The following is a 17,108-nucleotide window of genomic DNA, read 5'->3' on the forward strand; positions in this document are numbered from 1 at the left end:
ACGGTGTTGCTGTTGGCCGCGCGGGCTTCCAGGTAAGCCGACCAGTCACGTTGGAGGGTCTTGGTCCAGGTGACGGCTGCGCCGATGTGCAGTCCAAGGAGCTCGGCGAGAACTGGAGCTGGGAGGTCAGCGGCGAACTCGGCGAGCACGGCGCTGCGGGCGGACCGGGCCTGAACTCCGTGGCGGGCCAGTCGTTTCCGGAACGGCTCCGCGCTGATCGGATGGCTGGCCGGGCGGCCGGGGAACAGCAGACCGGCAACACGGCCTGAACGCTTCGAGCCAACGCTGGTTCCGGCCGCCGCGTCATTTGCCTCGACGGACTCGCCACCGGCAACTGGCCCCGACCCGCTGCCCGGCCGAACAGATAAACCTGCACTCAGCCAGTACGGTGATCTGGCGGGATCAGCTGCTCGCCAACCTGTCGAAAGCCCGCTGAGCCTCGACCATCTCCGCGACGAGCCGGACCACTGCGCACGCCTTGCGGTGATCATCACCCAAGATCGTGGCCAGAGTCGCCGGGTCGGTTTCCACGATCGCCTCCGGGTGACGGAGTTCGTGCCGCCACAGGCACTGGTAGTCCCACCGGTCCAGCGCGTCACTGGCTCGCGCGGCCAAGTCCGCGTACGCCGGCGGCACTCCGTGGTCGAGCTGGAGCGGCAGCTGAGCCAGGTCACCTTGCCGAGCCATCGGGTGCACCTCGCCCGCGAGCTCCACGATGGTGTCGATGACGTCGCGGGTCCGCCCCAGCACCGACGCGACCGGGATGATCGGCTTCCGGCGGTTCGCCGTGCCCAGCAGAAGGCGTTCGAGCTGATCCATCGAGATCAACTTCGTCCAGGCGAGACAGATCAGCGCCCGTGCCGTCCGGTCGACCTTGTTCGGCGCGTTGACCACGGCCCTGACCACAGCGTTGGGCAAGGCCCGGCCGGCGAAGTGAGGGACCAGGTTCCGCCACGAGACGGTCCATTCGACATCGATCGCGTCGAGCTCCTCCGTGCACTGGGCGAGGACCAGGAGGACCTCGCCCGTGAGGTCGTCCGGGCCGATCGCGCGCAGGAGGCGGATCACCCGGACCGCGGAGGTGACGCTCACCGTGCCAGTGCTCACTACCTCGCCGAGCGGCGTGGGTGCGAGGAGGTCGTCGTGGATGTCCAGCAGGCCCTGCTCGGCCAGGTGCTCGGCAGCGTCCCAGAGGGACCTGCGGTTCCAGGTCACCGGCGTTCCGACCAGCCGGCCCTGGTGACTCGCGAAACCGCGGTTCAGGAATCCGTGGACGTCGCCCGTCCGGACACGGTTGCGGCGGTGCAGCGCGGCGACGATCCGGAGGACCAACGTCGGGAGGTCGGGTTCGTGCCGCAGCAGCGCCGACACGGCTCGCTCGGGCGTTCCGGCGACGTAGGTGTCCAGGACGTCCGCTTCTTCCGCCGTGGTGACCGGGACGACTGCCCGGCCCGGGCCCGCCCGGCCCGCTCGTCCCGCCATGTTCTTGTAGGCCGCGACCGTCCGCGCGGCACCGGGGGCCCGGTTCCCGATGTCGCGAATCACCACCAGGTCGGCGGGCAGGTTGACGCCTTGGGCCAGGGTGGCCGTGGAGACCAGGAGCCTGATGTCCCCACCGGAGCGGAAGGCGTCTTCCAGCGCCTTCTTCGTCCGGGTTCCGAGATCGGCCGTGTGGAACGCGACGCCCCGCCCGAGGCACTCCACCAGCTTCGCCTTGAAGCGGGTGTCGTCCCCTCGCGGCAGGATCACCTGTGATGCGGCGGGCGGCAGGCCGAGCACCTCCCCCAGCCTCCTGGCCTCGGAGACCGCGGCACTGCGCGTGCCGACGAACACGATCACCCGTCCTCCGCGGTCGATCTCCTCCCGGATCACGGCCGTGGTCGCGTCGAAACCCGGGTCGTACTTCGGCCGCACCACCAGCTGTTCCCGCACCTCCTCCCCCGTGTCCGTGCGGCCGCGGAAAGCGCCGTCCGGGCGGAGGATGCCTTCGACGAGGGGAACCGGCCGCTCGGTCCACCTCAGCGGCGTGGCCTCCAGCCACGTGTCCAGGTGGCTGTGATCGTCACCGAGGCCGGTCGACAAGGCGACGATCTGCGGCCTGCGGGGCTCCGGCATCGTCAGCACCGAGGCGAGCAACAGTTCCAGCGCGGGCCCGCGCTGGTCGTCGGCGATGTTCTGCACTTCGTCGACGACGAGCGTCCCGATCTGGTCGAGCAGCTCCGGGTGGGTCCGGACCAGGCCCGCGTAGGTCTCGTAGGTGAGCACGCCGAGGCTGTACCGGCCACGGACGATCGCCGGGATGTCGGACGCGAGTTCGCCCGTGGCCCGGACGACCGTCATCCCGGCCGCCCCGTATTCGGCTTCGAACCGGCTGTACAGCTCGTTGACCAGTGCCCGGGTCGGCACCAGGAACACCGCGCGTCCCCGCGCGGACGCGGCGCGCACGGCCGCCATCTCACCGACCATCGTCTTGCCGGCCGCCGTCGGCGCCACGATCACGACGCTCCGGCCCTGGAGGACGTGAGCCCGGTTGATTGCTTCGCGCTGCAGGGAGTTGAGCTCGCCGATCCGCCGGCGCCATCCGGCCAGCACGACGTCCGGGATGCCGTACGGCCGGAGTCCGCCGACGTCGGCGGTCACCGGTTCCCGGTCGTCCGGGCCCGCCAGCGCGGCATACCGCGGGCCCGGCAGCAGACGAGGCCAGACCATGTCCGCGGTGGCCGTGCCGTGAACGGCGGGGATCTGCTCGAGTCCGAGGACTTCGGCGCGCCCGGCCACTTGACGCCGGACGACCTCGAGGAGCTCGCCGACGGGCACCTCGTCCCGGGCCGTGACCTCGGCCCGGCCGGTCAAGGCCAGGACCAGCTGGCGGGTCAGCAGGCCGTACCCGCCAGCGCGATCTTCGTAGGCGGCTTGGTCGGTGGCGCACGCGGTCAGCAGCAGGCGACCGGCCACACCAGACCACGGCAGCTCGGGCGTCGCTCCGGGGTTCCCGGCCGCCGACGCCACGACTTTGGCCCCGGCGCCCCCGGAAAAGCAGCAGTCGAGCACCACCGCGACCCGCCGGGCCGCCAGCGTGTGCAGGTGCTCGAAGAGGACGGTCAACGGCACGGCCGTGCCGTGCAGATCGGCCGGATCGGCATCATGGGTGAGCAGGTGGTGCGTCGTGGATCCGTGGCCCGAAAACACGATGATCACGGTGTCCTCTGGGGCGCTGAGTGCGCGCAGCGTGCCGAGTTCGGTGATCAGCCGTTCTCGCGTCGCACTCTCGTCAACCACAAGAGTGAAGTTCTCGCCGGGAAAGCTGTCCGAAAACAACGCGTGAAGCGTTTCGGCGTCCCAACGAGCAGTACGCAGATGAGTGATCCCGTCCGACAGATACGTGTTGACGCCGACGAATAGCCCGCGGAAGGAACCTCGCCCGTGCCCCACCAGTTCACCATCTCCGATCCCGCTGGACGAGCAGCGAGGATAGCGGCAACGCCGCGGAAGGCTGGCTGAGTGTCGCCGACCCAGCGGTCGATCCTGCGGGTCAGCCCCCGCTACATCGCGAAGGCCGGCAAAGCGTGCCCACGAGGTCTGGCCGCGAAATGCCGGCCGGGGTCCCGGAAACCACCGGACGAGCCGATCAAGAAGAAGGGACCCGAAACCTTCGCCGACCAGGCCGTCCGCGATGTACTCGACCTCATCGTCTTCGAAGGGATGAGCGTCCCGGACGCACACCGCCGCCACCGCGCTTCCCCTCCCGGCTCCCGGTGCCACGCCGGCCTCCTCCGGTGGGTCGAGCACGCGGTGCTCGGCTACCTGCGCGCCGACGAGGCGCTGGCTCACGTGTCGGGGCGGCGTCTGCACCCGCGTTCTCGCGAGTGGGCCGTCCAGTACCCGATCCGGCCGGGACCCGACGACGACGTGTTCGAGATCCGGGCCTCCGGCCGGTGGTACGAAAGCGAGGACGGCGACGTCCGTGAGATCCGGTTGCTGCGTACCCACTCGGTCGATCCCGACCGGCGAGAGGTGCCGCCACCTCAGCTTCCGGAACTGGCCGCCATCGCGTTCGTGCTCGTGGCGGGTCACACGGTCATCGGCCCGTGGAGCGCCCCGCTGGTCGTGAGCCCGGCAGCGGCCGCGGTGGACCGCGTCCGCATAGTCGAGATCGGACTCTCCGATGGCTCGTGGGACGTGGTCTTCGACGAAACCGCGCCCACGGTCCGTCGGCTGTACGGCGAGGAATCGCGCCACGTCCTGCGAGACGTGACCGAAGGAACGGGCTACCGGCCGGGCCGGGACTGCGTCCGCTGCCCGCTGCGCTCCGACTGCCCGGAACTGGTGCGGCGGCCCGGCCTGCTCGGCATCCACGACAAGTCCAAACCGGCCCGGAGCTGGAGCGTCACCACCGGCCGCCGGTATCGGACGTGCCCTGCCCAGGCACACCTGCGCGACCTCCGGTTGCCCTACCCGGACGATCGGGAGTACGGCCTCGATGCCCGGCGCGGCAAGGCCGTGCACCACTGGCTCGAACACCAGCACAACCGGAAGCCACCGCGTCCGTGCCGTCCGGGGGACGTCCCGCCCGGACCGTCGTGGTGGCCGGCGTGGGAGGTCACCGGCCGGGCGGCGCTGCTCGGCGAACAGATGATCGGCGACCACTCACTGCGGTGCCCGGTCCGGACGATGAGCGGAGCTGACACGATCCGGTCCGAACAGGACGTGGTCGTGTACGACCCCGAGGCCGACGTAGTGGTGTACGCCTCCGTTGACGCCCTCTACACCGAGGGAGACATCGTCGTCGTCCGGGAGACCAAGTCGACCGGGCAAATCCACGAGGGCGACCTGCTAGACCGATACCCACAGATCGCACTGGCTTTGGTGCTGGCCGCAGAAGGTGTATTCGGCCCGGCTTCTCGCGTCGAACTCGAACGGCTGACTCCGGCGGGCCCCTTGGTCGACAGATTCTCACCGGACCAGGACTGGCTCGTCGCCCGCGCCCGCGAGGTGGTCCACCAACTCGCGGCGCCGTGGCACGCGGACCTGACGATGGCCGCGCAGCCCGGAGATGCCTGCGAAACGTGCGAAGTGGCGCTGTGGTGCCCCGATGCGAAGAAGGACGAGGAGTGAACGAAGACGACACCGTGCCGGCACGCGAGGAACGGGTGATCGCTGCGGCGGTGCGAGCCGCGTACGCGTGGTCCACCCGGGAAGAGCACGGCGCGGAAGCGATGACGGAGATCTGCCGGATGACCGGCGTCATCATGGAGGCGCACGGCCCGGGGAAGTCGCCGACGGGTCCGCTTGACCTCGTCGAGGCCCTCGGCCGGCCGTTGCGCGGGCTCATGCTCGCGTCGGACGACACCGAGATCGGGGAGAGCGAGCTGCTCGACGGCGACGAGTTGACCGACGCCGCGCACGATCTCGCGGCGGAGTACGCCTGTCCGCTCGACCGCACCGGCACCGGCGGCTGGCTGCCGTCGTGGACCAGGATGCGGTCCGACCGCGTCAGCCGGGAGGTGTTCCACGCCCTGATCGAAGACGGTTCCCAGGAGGTTTACGTCAACTCCCGCCAATTCATCATCGAGAACCCGACGGGCCTGCCCGAGCTGATTCCGGACGAGCGGGTCCAGGCTGGCGCCCGGCCCGCCGGCCGTCGGCGGCCGCTGGCAGCCCACCAGAAGCACATGGGTCGTGACGGGCGCGAGTACTGGTGGCCTTGTCCGGTGTGCAAGTACCCGATGGCCGTCGATCCACCCAGGGTCCGCTGCCCGTACCGCTGGCATCGAGCACGCTTCGACCTGGACGAAACGGCACGACGGCCCCGGCTCGTCCTGAACGCCGAGCGCCGGGGACCAGCCGCACGATCGGCGGCCGGGATGGAGTGCGTCGACACTGGGGTGTGGCGGTCCGTCGTCATCCCAGGCGTGACCGAACTCCGGCTGGCGAAACGGCTCCGCAAGTACTCGGAGGTGCACCTCTGGCCAGGTTTCGACACCTACGACCTCCACGTCGTCACGGGTGACTTCCACTACGACGTCAAGGAATGCGCTTCCCTGAAGCAGCTACTCAGGCGGCTGCGGGAAGACGGGGCCAAGGCGATGCTCCTGCTCCCCGACACGCACGCCCACCAGGTCGACCCGCTCAAGCAGGCCGGATTCGCCGCGATTTCGGAGAAGGACGCCGTCAAGCTGGCCCGCCGGGCGGCCGGGGAGGCGCGGTGAAGGACGATTCGAAGATCCTCTACGCGGTGCGGGCCGCACTCGGCCTGGCGACGGCGTACTTCCCGGTCGACTTCCCTGCGCCGGGCTGCCACCTCGTCCGCGCCGACCACGTGGGGTACGTGCTCGACGGACATCTCGAGGCCTGGGACCGGTGGCGCGTCCTGCCGTCCGCCGAGCGGCGGCGCTTCGGCCGGCTGATGCGCATGCGGCACAACCGGCTCGCCGACGCGAAGGTCGCGAAGGAAGTCCTCGGCGAACTGCTCGATGCCGGCGAACTCCCGGGTTGCCGCCGTGCCGACGACTACGAGACGTCCGGGCTGCTCCTGGTCGAGCTCGGCATGGTTCCCCTGCGGTTCACCGACGACTGCCTGGCGGTCCTGGACGGCCTGGAGCGGAAGCGTCCCCGGTGCCTCCCCGTGGCCGAGCCCGGCGGGCACCGCTCCATCCTGCGCGTCCCCCGCGAGGGCGGGCACGACGAAATCGTCGATGCCCGGTACGAGATCCGGCAGCACCACCTTCCCGACGCGAGCCACCCGGCGGTGGTGACCACCGCCGACGCCCGCGACCGGATCGAAGTTCCGCTCGACGAGCTCGAAGACATCGCCGTCACGCTCGACCAGTGTTTCGGGACGAAGCACCGCACCAAATCGATCCGAAGGTTCATCGACAAGCTCCGAGGACGCCCCGAGACCTTCGACGAGACCGGAGCGAAGCTGGTCCTCGAAGCGGGTGAGCTGAACGAGCTGATCGCCTACACCGGGTTCGGGAAGTCGGTCGTGCTGATCGAAAGCTTCGCCTGCTGGGCCGTCGAGAACGAGGTCGTCGTCACCTACGTCCTGACCAACAACGCGGAAGTGGCGAAGTACGCCCACACCATCGAAACGGCCTTCAACGCAATCCGGCCCGGCAAGACCGTGACGCCGCTGATTTCGCCCAGGTCCATGCTGGACGTGGCCCACATGGTGACCGGGCCGCCGGCCGAGTGGGTCTGGCGGCAGTTCGGCTACGGCTGCGCCCTCGCCGCTGCGGCCTCCACCGACGAGGCGGTCGACACCTGGACACCGGGCAAGGAACCCTGCACCTCGCTGCAGCAGCCGCGCAAACGCGGTGACGGGGACCGGACCGTCGCGTGCCCGTTCCGGCTGACCTGTGGTCGTTACCGGCTGGTCCGGGCGGCGCTCTCGGCCGACGTCATCGTGACCTCGCACGCGAACCTGCACCTGGGCGTGCTCCAGTTCCCGGTGGACGACGGCCTGGGCGTCACCGACCGGATGTCGGTGGAAGAGCTGGTCATGCGGCGCAGTCACGTCGTGGTCATCGACGAGATCGACGAGTTCCAACGCGGCACGATTTCGCAAGCGGGCCGGGGACTCGTGCTCGACGAGGCCGGGAACATCGACACCCAGCTGCGCCGGCTCGACAACGAGTTCGGGGCCGCGTTCGGCCGCGTCCGGGCCGCGGTCGACGCGAGCGTGCGCGACTCCTACCACGCGATCCGCTACCTGTCGGAGAACTATGTCAGCCACCTGGCCTACGGCCGGATCGGCGAACCCGCGCCGGGCGTGCAACGCAGGTGGACAGTGCCCCGCCGGTGGGACGCGTGGCTGACCGCGCGCCTGTTCGGCATGACCGACGATGACGTCGCACCGGAGCAGGTCGTCGTGTTCCAGTCCCTGTTCCCCGGGCGGGACTGCCACCCCCACGCCGGGGAACCCGCCTTCTTCCCGGCGATGCGGCCGCTGCTCGAACTGCTGACCACGGCCGGGTCGGGCGCGGGCACCGTCGCCTCCGTGCGCACCGAGCTCGACCGCCTCCTCGGCCCCCGGCCGGTGGACGAGAGAGAAGAACCCGCCGAGAACACAGCAGAAGAGCGCGCGGTGGTCCCCGGCGGCAAAGAGCGCACGAAGGTGGTCGACCGCCTCGTGCGCCGGGCCATCCTCGAGCGGATCCGCGTCTACCTGCACCGGCTGATGAACAACAGCCCTCAGCTCGTGGACGCCGGCATCGAATCCGTGCAGGTGATCGCCGACGCGCTGGGCACGTACGGGCGCTGGCGGTTCACCCCGACCGGTCCGCTGGGGCGGCTGGTCTTCGCGTTCACCGAACACGTCGACGCCAACAACAGCGACGACGCTTGGCTGCGCGCCGCCGCGTTCGGTGGTGATCCGCACGTCTACGTCGCCCAGCTGGGAGACACGACCGCGCTGGCCCACGCCGGCACCCGGCGCGTCGTGCTCGGGCTGTCCGCCACCGCGTTCTTCCCGCTGGCACCACACCATCACGTCCACGTCGAACCGCGGTGGTGGGTGCGGGACGACACGGACTCGGTGGCGGTCGTCCCGGCCGAAGCCGGCGACGCCATCCGGATTTCCGGGCTCAGCGGCGCCGAGCGGGACGCGGCGACGCGGGAGCTCGCGGCACACCTCTGGAAGGAGCACCTGTGCGCGGAACTGGCCCAGTTGAAGAAAACCGACAAGGATCGCGCCCGGGTCCTGCTCGCGACCACGTCGTACGCCTCGGGCCGGCTCATCGCCGAGGGCCTGGTGGCCGCCGGGGTCGAAGCCCCGAAAATCTGCCTCGCCACCAGGCCGGCCAAGAGCGAGCGGACGCCCGCGGAGGTGCACGCCCACGAGGACGGCTGGCGGGAGCTCCCCGCCGACAAACTGGACGAGCTGCCCCGCCACCCCTGCGACATCCTCATCGCGCCGCTCGCGCGGGTGCAGCGCGGGGTGAACATCATCGGCGCCGGGGACCGCTCGGCACTGGGGTCGGTGTGGCTGCTCGTCCGGCCGATCCCCTTGATCGACGAGCCCGAAGAGCTCGTCGCCCACATCCAGTCGACGGCCCTGCGGGAGGTCCCGGGCGACGCCGCTGACCCGCTGGAGGTGCTGGAGCGGCGCAGGACCGAGGCGGGGACCTACTTCGACGAGATCGTGCGGAGCAAGCCCTACTTCAGCAGCCAGCCGCGATCGGCGCAGCTCGGTGTCGTCGCCGAGATCCTGAACGGCGCGATCCAGCTCGTGGGACGCGCCCGTCGCGGCGGTACCGACGCACGGCTGCACCTCGTCGACGGAGCCTTCCTGAACCCGTCCCACGGGCCCAATTTCGCCGCCCTCGTGCAGGAGCTCAGGCAGGAGTGGCGCACGACCGGTGTGCTGGCCAGGATGGAATCGCTCTACGGCACCACCCTGCAGGCCTTTTTCGACTATGCCGACAAGAACGCGACCGCCCCGGAGAAACCATGTTGACGACCCTCGCGTTCCGGCTCCCGCGGAAAGATCTCGTTGACCTGCTCGGCTCGGTCACCGCCTATCCCCTGTCGGAAGAGTTCCAGCGGATCTGGGATCAGCTGCCCCGGCGCGGAACCCACCGGCAGCCGTACTCCGCGCTCGCCACCGCGCTCACGGCGGCCACCGGGCAGCGCGTGTGCCTCTTCGGTGAATGGGAACTCGGGGACGACGAACGCGCTCGAGGCAATCGGATGCTGCTCATCACCGACAAGCCGCTGGACCACCGCTTCAAGCCGGCGGTCCGGGCGTGGGAGCGGCAGGTCCGGGGTGGCGCCGCCGACGCCGAGCTGGCCGACCGGCTTCCGCCGCCCGAGAAGACGCGCCTGCTCGCCGAGCACGTGCAATACCGGCCGGGCGCGGTCCCGCTCGCACCCGGCTGGGTGTTCCGGATCGCGACCTGGCAGCTGATGCGGAGACTCGCGGAGCGCCCGCTGGCCCTGGCGCGGAACAGGAGCCAGCGGCTGATGATCGACACGGACGGCTGCCTCCTCGCGTGGGATCGGGCCGATCTGCTCGCCGGCAGTCGTCCCGGGATCTTCGCCATGGGCCGCATCAGCGCGAAACTGACCACCCGCGGCGGCGTCGAGGACTTGATCGTGACGTTCGACGCGCACATTTCCCGCTTCACGACGGACTGGGCCTTCACGAAGAACACCTGGCTGTACCGAGGCGACGACAAGCCGATCCTGCGTCTCCCGGTCCGGCACCGCCGCACCGAGGACGAGTGGGTGACCTACCTCGATCCACCGATCGTGAAGGTTCTCGAGGCGTGCCAGACGAGCGGCGTCGAGGTCGGTACCGAACTGCCGCCGGAACCGGGTGCGGCGCGGCCGAGCACCCGCGAGTTCCAGCGCCACGACGTCGGCAGCGGCCCGGGGCCGCGCTACATGGCGCGGCTCCACGCCCACGTCACGAACTGCCTTCCGCAGCTACGGACGCTGACCTACCGGCAGGCCAAAGAGATCTCCGTCCCCCAACGTCCGTCGAAGAGCGGGCTGCCGGACGTCGACGTGTCCTCAACCGGTTTCCTGCGCGTGCTCATCGCCTGCCTGTACGCGACGACCGACGCCCACCAGCGGATGCTCGGCGAACTCCGTGCGTTGGCCGATACCCACGTTTCCCCGGTCGAGGGTGGCCCGGCCGTACCCGTCATCGAGGGCGTCGACGTGCTGATCAGGCATTGCCCCGACCTTCTCCGGCACGGGCCGGGCGGCCGGGCCGCGCTGCTGGAGAGCACGATGGACTGGGAACCCGCGGACGACCAGCTCGTGGTCGCGTGGGTCGAGACCGAATACCACCCCGAGGTCGACATCAACCACGACGACGACAAGAAGCCGTACCTGCGAAGGCTGCTCGCCCAGCACGGTATCCCGTCGCAGTTCTTGGCGACCGACCCCGCCGGCGTCCGTCAACCTCGGACCAAGAAGCAGCGGGAGGCGAAGGCGCACGCCGCCCGAAGCGCCCTCCGCGATCTCTTCCGGATCGCCGGGGCCACCGGACGGCACCTGGCCCGGCCGCCGGGCACGGACGAGAACCCGCTCGGCAGGGAAGCGCTGCTGGTCGGCATACACGCACGTCGCCAGCAGACCGCTGACGGCGAGGTGCCTTTGGTGCTCACCTTGGTCGCCGTCCACGCGCGCCCCGAGGGCACGTGGTCGACGCTGATGGCCAGCCCCACGACCCAGGACTGGCGTACCGCGGCGCGGGGCATCACCGACTTCCACGGCGGCTCGATCGGCGACCCGTACCTGGGGCGGTCCGAAGAGAAGGCCGCCCGCACGCGGGCCCACGTCGACGAAATGCTCCGCAAGCTGGTCACGGGGGACCGCGTGGGGATTCCGGTCGTCCTGTTCGTCGACACCGTGGCGACGCGGTCGATCTGGCCCGGCCTGCGGGACCAGTCGCTCGGCGACGGTGCTCTTCCCGGAGACCGCCTCGTCGAGGACGGCCACGACGTCGCCCTGGTCCGGCTGAACGACGACATCGCCGAAATCGGGCGACCGGTCGACCGGCTCGGCGGCCGCCAGCCGGCGGACCCGGACACTCCGGGTTCGCCCGGCCGCAAGCCCAAGCTCTACCGGCTGGCCGAATCGGCACAGCCGCTGTGGCTGTTCCCACGGCTGTCTCGCAAGCTCGACTCCCTGGCGGGCCGGCCGAGCATGAACTTCACCAGGTGGACGCTGCCCGCCGAGCGGAAGAAGGAGCTACGCGCCTCCTGGCACTCCTACACCGCCACGGAGATCCTCGTCGTGCGAGCCGGCGGCTGGGAGCCCGCCGACCTCGCCGCGATCACCGCAAGGCTGTGCGAACACCCGGTGTCGTGGGACCACCGCACGTCGTTCCCGGTTCCGCTGCACCTCGCGGTGGGCGCGGACCGGGACCACCCGTCCTACCGGGCCGCCACGTGACCGGGCCGTCCGCGGCCCGGGACCATGGGCTTTTCGAACAGCGGGCACACCGGGGCGCGGTCGGCACGCTCCTCCGGCGCGTTCCGGTCGCACAGATCGGCCGGGCACCCGAAGTCCCCCGCGGAGGCGCGCAGTGCGATCAGGCGCCGCGCCCGCTCGTTGCCCTTGCTGATGAAGTTGAGTTCCTCGTCGGCACGCGTCTCGATCTCGTCCAGCAGCGCGTCCCACTCGATCAGCGTCGCGGTCCCCGCACGGGTGGCATCGACCAGCCGCCGCCACCGGCTGCCGAGGTCGTAGGCGTGTGCGTCGCCCCTGATCTCGGCGTACCGGGCGCAGAGCGCCGACCACGTGCAACTTCCGTCCACCGTCGTCCCTCCGCCCGTGAAGCTGGTGCGTACCGATGCTGAACCACAGTGTCGAGGTCACCTTCGGCCCCGAAGCACCCGGGTCCCCCGAAATCCAATGGCTGGTGCGACGCATCCCCGGCAGCGGCGTGGGGAGCTGGCCCGCCACCACCGATCACGTCGAGGTCGTCCGCGTGCTGGGTGGGGGCCGCAGTGGCGGCACCGTCCTGCTCGCGGATCGGTACGAGGCGCGGCATCGGACACGATGTGTCGTCAAGATCGACCGGACGGGCGATCTCCACCGGGAATGGCAGGCTTACCAGAGCCACGTCAAGACACTCGTCAGTGGTTTGTTCGCGCCGGTCATCGCGGCCACTTCGGACGTCGTCACGGGCACGAGCCCGAACGAGACGGGTGCGCTCGTCTACGGGGAGGCCGCCGACTACACGGGACAGCCCGGGGATGCGGTTCGGACCCTCGGCGAACTCGTCGCGGCGGCACACGCGGACAGCAACCGGCTTCCCACCGCCTTGGCGCTTCTCGACCGCACCTTGCGCGGCGCCGCCGCGGCCCTGCACCGGAACCACAAGCTGCATCCCGGCGTCCGTTCCCTGCGTTCCCTCAATCCCGGCCTCGGTCCGAGTCTCACCCTGGACCTCGACGACGGTGCCGCACCCTGGCACCCCGACGACGTCGTGCTCCGGCGGACGCTGGGCGGCCTCGACACCGACCTGCAGCCGGGCGACCGGGTCGAGCTGCGCGGGCTCACCCAGGACGGCGCGTTCCTCGGGGGCCAGGACATCAAGATCGGCTACCGCGGAGAGCTCGGAGAACCCGGCGTCGTCCGCGGGACCGTGCTCACCACCCGGGGTGCCGAACGACGCCGGTTGGTCCTGGACTCCGTGTGCCCGGACGAGGTCGCCGGTGACGGGTGGCACGTCGGTGCCGACGTGTTCGCCGACCCGTTCGCGGGTCTCCCGCAGGTGCTCACGGAGGACTCCGCGGACCGCGTGTACTCCGCCGCTCACGGCGATCTGAACGTCGGCAACGTGGTCGTGGTGGGCGACCACCCGTGCTTCATCGACTACGCCCACACGACGGGCGAAGCGCCGCAACAAGGCGACTACGCATGGCTGGAGATCTCCTTCCTGCGGGACGTCTTCGCCGACGCGGCGCTCCCGCACCTCCTCAAGGTGCAGCGAGCCTTGGCCGTGGCGAGCAATCTGCTCCAACGCGGCGCCACCACGGACGAAGCCCGCGACCTCGGCCTCGACCTGCTCACCGGAGCCGGAACGACCGAGTTCGAGGTCCTGTTCGCGATCAGGGCGCGGGCGCACGGCTGCTACCCGCACGACGACGCCGGTCCGGAGTGGGTGCACGACCACCGGTCCCACCTCCTCCTCGCGGGTCATCGCTCGCTGAAGTGGAGCGGCGCGGTGCAGAGCCCCGCGAAGGTCCGGGCCGTGGTGGCGGCGGCCGCGGTCGCGACCGAGTGGCTGACCGAACCGTCTCCGTTCGCCCATTGGCCGACGGCCGACCGCGAACGGGCGGTGGCCGGCCTGCGGCCCCGGATCGTCAGCGCACTCGGCAGTCACCGCGACCAGGTCCTGGCCGGGTACCGGCGTGATCACGAGACCTTCATCGATCTGCTCGTCGAGGACGCCAGCACACCGGACACACCGCGAAATGCCGTCGACGCCGTGCTGCGGACGACCGTTTCCGTGCTGACGGGTGGGCTCGGCTCGGGCAAGACCAGCCTCCTGCGGGAGATCGCTCATCGAACGGCGGCCGGCGGCCACCGCATTCCCGTCCTGCTCGCAGCGGGAAACCTCGGCTCTCCGCTGCTGACCGCGGAGACGCTGTCCACCGCGGCGGTGCTGCTGCTCGTCGACGATCTCGACGACGCACCGGACCGCCCGGCAGCGGTGGCGGAGCTCCAGCGAATCCACACGGCTCATCCCCACCTCCCGATCGTGGTCGCCGGCCGGGAAGACCACGGCTTGCCGTTCCCGGAGTTCCGGCTCAAGGAGTTCGACGAAGCCGCGATCGGCGCTTTCCTCTACCGACACGCACCCCCCGAGGCGGTTCCGGTGCTGCTTCACTCGCTGCTGGACGATCCGGTGTGGGCACCGCTCGACCTCCGCCGGCCGCGGTCGCTGGCGATGCTGCTCGGTCACATCCGGTCGGGTGCGCTTCCGGCCCGGCCGCACTCCCTGCACGAGCGGCGCCTCCGGAAGGAACTCGGTGACGACGGGTTCGCTGCCGCCACCCGGATTGCGGCTGGGCTGCTCGATGGTGGTGTCGCCGAACAAGACGCGTGTCACGCCGCGATGAGCTTTTTCAGACGTGACGGCGATTCGGGGTCACGGCTCGCTGATCGGTCCGATCGGGACTTCCTCGCCGCCTACGCCCTGCAGTCTCGCCCCGGAACGGAACAGGTCTCGAAAGCCGCCCGGCCCGTTTGGCACCACGCGCTGTGCCTGTTCGCCGGTCTGCCGACCACGAGCCCGGAAATCGTCCGCCGCATCATCGGCGAGCTCTCCGGCGAACCGGTTCGAGCCGGTGAGCTGCTCCGCGCCGCGCACTACGCGCCGGCGGAGCTGGTTGCGCATTTCGTCCAGACCCAGCAGGAGCTCCTCCGTGCCGAGCTGCGGCCTGAAGGGCTTCAGGCATTCGGTGACCCCGAAGCGCTGGCCGAAGTCGTGCGCGATCGCGCAGCCCGGCCCGACGCACGAGCGACGGCACTGGCCACGCTCGAATGGCTGACCGACCGAGCCCGCCCCGGCTTCGAGCACCGGTCGGCACGGGCAGCACTGACCGACTCGACCCTCGCAGTTCTGGCGGGCCCGGCCGACCCGGCTTTGCGACTGGCGGCGTTGCGTGCCGTCTGCCGGTTCCGGTTGCGGGGCCTGGAACTCCACATCGCCGCGCAGCTATCCGAACCGGACTCGTGGGAAGTGGTCCGCCGCGCCGCGGAAGCCCTGCGTGAGCTCGGAGTCGCGCTTCCGGAGCCGGAACGCGCCGCCTACCACAACGCCGTGGAGCACCGACTCAACGCGGTGGTCGAGGAACTCGGCGCCACGACCGACGTCGGCCACGCCCGGCACCTTCGGCACGAACGCCTCTATCTCCTGGAAACGCTCGCGCCCCACCCTTCGGCGAAGGAGATCCTGCTCCGGCACCGGTTCGCGTTCGACGTCTCCGGTGTCGCGGCGCTGCTCGATCCCCACGTGCCGGGCACCGCCGTGCCGGATCCCGACACCTGGCTCGGCCAGATCGGTCATGGCTCGCCGGCGGAAGCAGCCGAGGCTGCGCACCGGCTGCTGCGGGACGCACCCGGCCGATCGAGCGAGATCCTGCCGGCGGTGGCCGGGAATGCGCAGAACCACCACCTGATGATCGCCGCCGCAGTCGTGAACGAAGAGAACATCGAAGACGCCGAAAGGCTTTTCTCGGCTGTCCTCGACGCTCCCGGCTCGCCCCCGTTCGAGGGGATGTCCGCGTTGGTGGTCGCTCTCTTCCGCACCGATCGCGCACGGGGAGTCCGGCTCGCGTGGACCGCCACGCGGTCGTTCGCCGCGCGGGAGCTACCGGAACGTCTCCGCTGGCCGTGGAAGCTGGCGCTGGCGCGGTGCCGGGGCGGCTTGGCCGACCTCGACCGCCTCCTCCGCGGCGACGAAACCGACGTCGTGCTCGGCATCGAAGCTCTGGCCAGCTGGGACGTCCTGGACTCCGGTAAGGCCGGTCCGGGCGACTTGCCCGCGCCGGCGCAGGCAGCGCTCTGGGCCGCTCGGCCACAGCGGGGAGCACCGCCTCGCGAGATCGACAGCTGGGCCCGGGCCGTCGTCACGGCAAGGATGCGCACCGCTGTGCCCCACTTGCGGGAACTGGCCGCGGCGGCAGGCGACACCGCGCTGACACTGAGTTCGAACGCGGGTACGGTCGAACGCCCGCTCTCGGAGATCCTGCGCGCTGCCATCGCCGAGCTGCCTCCGGCCACCGAGTCCGCCGCCCCGGAAGGAGAACCCCGTGCGACGACGTGAACCGGCCGCGCGCTTGATCCGGCATCGACGGCCGGTGGCGGCCCGGCGAGGCTCGAGCACCGTCCGGATCTCCTGCGCCGCGCTGGTGCGGATCAGCGACGACGACAGGTACGTGCTGTTCAGCTCGGAATCGAGGCCGGGTGCCTTCACGCCGCCCGGCGGCGCGTTCAAGTACTTCGCCCCTGCCGCGGACCTGCTGGAGACGTGGGGCTTCCGGCCGGAACGCTGGGTAGCACGAGACTCGGGGATGTCCGCGGACCTGCGGGGCCGGTTGCCGGCGCGGGCGGTTCCGGAGTTCTCCCGGTGGTTCGCCGCTGGTGTCTACCGCGAAGACGCCGTGGAGTGCCTGCGAAGAGAATTGACGGAAGAGCTGGACGTGGTCGGCTTTCCCGAGCTCGCCGACCACGTCGGCGAGCTCGGGTTCACGCCGTTGCGCACCGTGGTCGAGGGGCCGGCACCCGTTCCCGGCGAGTCCTTCAAACAGCTTCGTCACCTCGAGTTCCACGGCCTCGTCCTGGCGAGCCGCTCGGCATTGGTGCTGCACCGCACCCTGCTCGAGCTGAGCGCCGATCCGGCCGTGTCGACCATCATCGAGGCGAGTTCGTCCGACATCGAGCACGGCCGCGCTGGCGCCGCCTTGATCGCCCCGCACGCGGCATACCTGATCGGGGACGACCGGACCCGGCACGACCTCCCCCCGCTCCGATGAGCGAGGCGGCGCCAGAGCGGCGGACGCTCACCACCGGCCCGAGCACGTCCCCTGCCCTGTCCGCAGCCGTTTGCTCGCCGGTCAGTGTCACGACGCGGCCCGACC

General features: G+C 70.6%; 9 protein-coding genes. 7 read left to right on the forward strand and 2 right to left on the reverse strand.

From position 1 onward, the window contains the following. Positions 1-269, forward strand: a 269-nt coding sequence (locus ACFW0G_RS41945) for a hypothetical protein (RefSeq protein WP_378331125.1), incomplete at its 5' end; no start/stop codon positions are given. A gap of 133 nt (positions 270-402) precedes the next feature. On the opposite strand, the gene ACFW0G_RS41950 is transcribed toward ACFW0G_RS41945, so the two are convergent. Then, positions 403-3,432 (reverse strand): DEAD/DEAH box helicase, encoded by a 3,030-nt coding sequence (locus ACFW0G_RS41950; protein WP_378331126.1) that lies wholly within the window; start codon positions 3,430-3,432, stop codon positions 403-405. A gap of 69 nt (positions 3,433-3,501) precedes the next feature. On the opposite strand from ACFW0G_RS41950, the gene ACFW0G_RS41955 reads away from it, so the two are divergent. From ACFW0G_RS41955 to ACFW0G_RS41970, 4 genes are read left to right on the forward strand one after another with little or no spacing between them, the layout of a single operon-like run. After that, positions 3,502-5,115 carry a PD-(D/E)XK nuclease family protein gene (locus tag ACFW0G_RS41955; protein WP_378331127.1) on the forward strand — a complete coding sequence of 538 codons (1,614 nt, stop codon included), beginning with the start codon at positions 3,502-3,504 and terminating at the stop codon, positions 5,113-5,115. Continuing rightward, a complete protein-coding gene (locus tag ACFW0G_RS41960) occupies positions 5,112-6,209 on the forward strand; it encodes a hypothetical protein (RefSeq protein WP_378331128.1) in 1,098 nt (365 codons plus the stop codon). Before ACFW0G_RS41955 ends, ACFW0G_RS41960 begins: the two co-directional genes overlap by 4 nt. Continuing rightward, on the forward strand, positions 6,206-9,457 hold the full coding sequence (locus tag ACFW0G_RS41965) for a hypothetical protein (protein WP_378331129.1): 3,252 nt from the start codon (positions 6,206-6,208) through the stop codon (positions 9,455-9,457). Before ACFW0G_RS41960 ends, ACFW0G_RS41965 begins: the two co-directional genes overlap by 4 nt. After that, positions 9,451-11,907, forward strand: a complete 2,457-nt coding sequence (locus ACFW0G_RS41970; RefSeq protein WP_378331130.1) for an RNaseH domain-containing protein — start codon at positions 9,451-9,453, stop codon at positions 11,905-11,907. The genes ACFW0G_RS41965 and ACFW0G_RS41970 overlap by 7 nt, the downstream gene beginning before the upstream one ends. On the opposite strand, the gene ACFW0G_RS41975 is transcribed toward ACFW0G_RS41970, so the two are convergent. Then, positions 11,889-12,272, reverse strand: coding sequence for a hypothetical protein (locus tag ACFW0G_RS41975; RefSeq protein WP_378331131.1), 384 nt, complete (start codon positions 12,270-12,272; stop codon positions 11,889-11,891). The genes ACFW0G_RS41970 and ACFW0G_RS41975 overlap by 19 nt on opposite strands. Before the next feature lie 35 nt (positions 12,273-12,307). Here ACFW0G_RS41975 and ACFW0G_RS41980 point away from each other — a divergent pair, with 35 nt between their 5' ends. Together ACFW0G_RS41980 and ACFW0G_RS41985 are read left to right on the forward strand one after the other, a co-directional pair. Next, complete coding sequence (locus tag ACFW0G_RS41980) at positions 12,308-16,294, forward strand: hypothetical protein (RefSeq protein ID WP_378331132.1); 3,987 nt, start codon at positions 12,308-12,310, stop codon at positions 16,292-16,294. Continuing rightward, positions 16,281-17,003, forward strand: a complete 723-nt coding sequence (locus ACFW0G_RS41985) for a hypothetical protein (protein WP_378331133.1) — start codon at positions 16,281-16,283, stop codon at positions 17,001-17,003. The genes ACFW0G_RS41980 and ACFW0G_RS41985 overlap by 14 nt, the downstream gene beginning before the upstream one ends. Positions 17,004-17,108 lie beyond the last annotated feature (105 nt).

Source organism: Amycolatopsis sp. NPDC058986, assembly GCF_042741125.1.
Taxonomy (GTDB): Bacteria; Actinomycetota; Actinomycetes; order Mycobacteriales; family Pseudonocardiaceae; genus Amycolatopsis.

Coding starts and splice junctions, on each gene's coding strand:
- ACFW0G_RS41970 (WP_378331130.1), top strand. CDS start 9,451: ATGTTGACGACCCTCGCGTTCCGGCTCCCGCGGAAAGATCTCGTTGAC.
- ACFW0G_RS41980 (WP_378331132.1), top strand. CDS start 12,308: ATGCTGAACCACAGTGTCGAGGTCACCTTCGGCCCCGAAGCACCCGGG.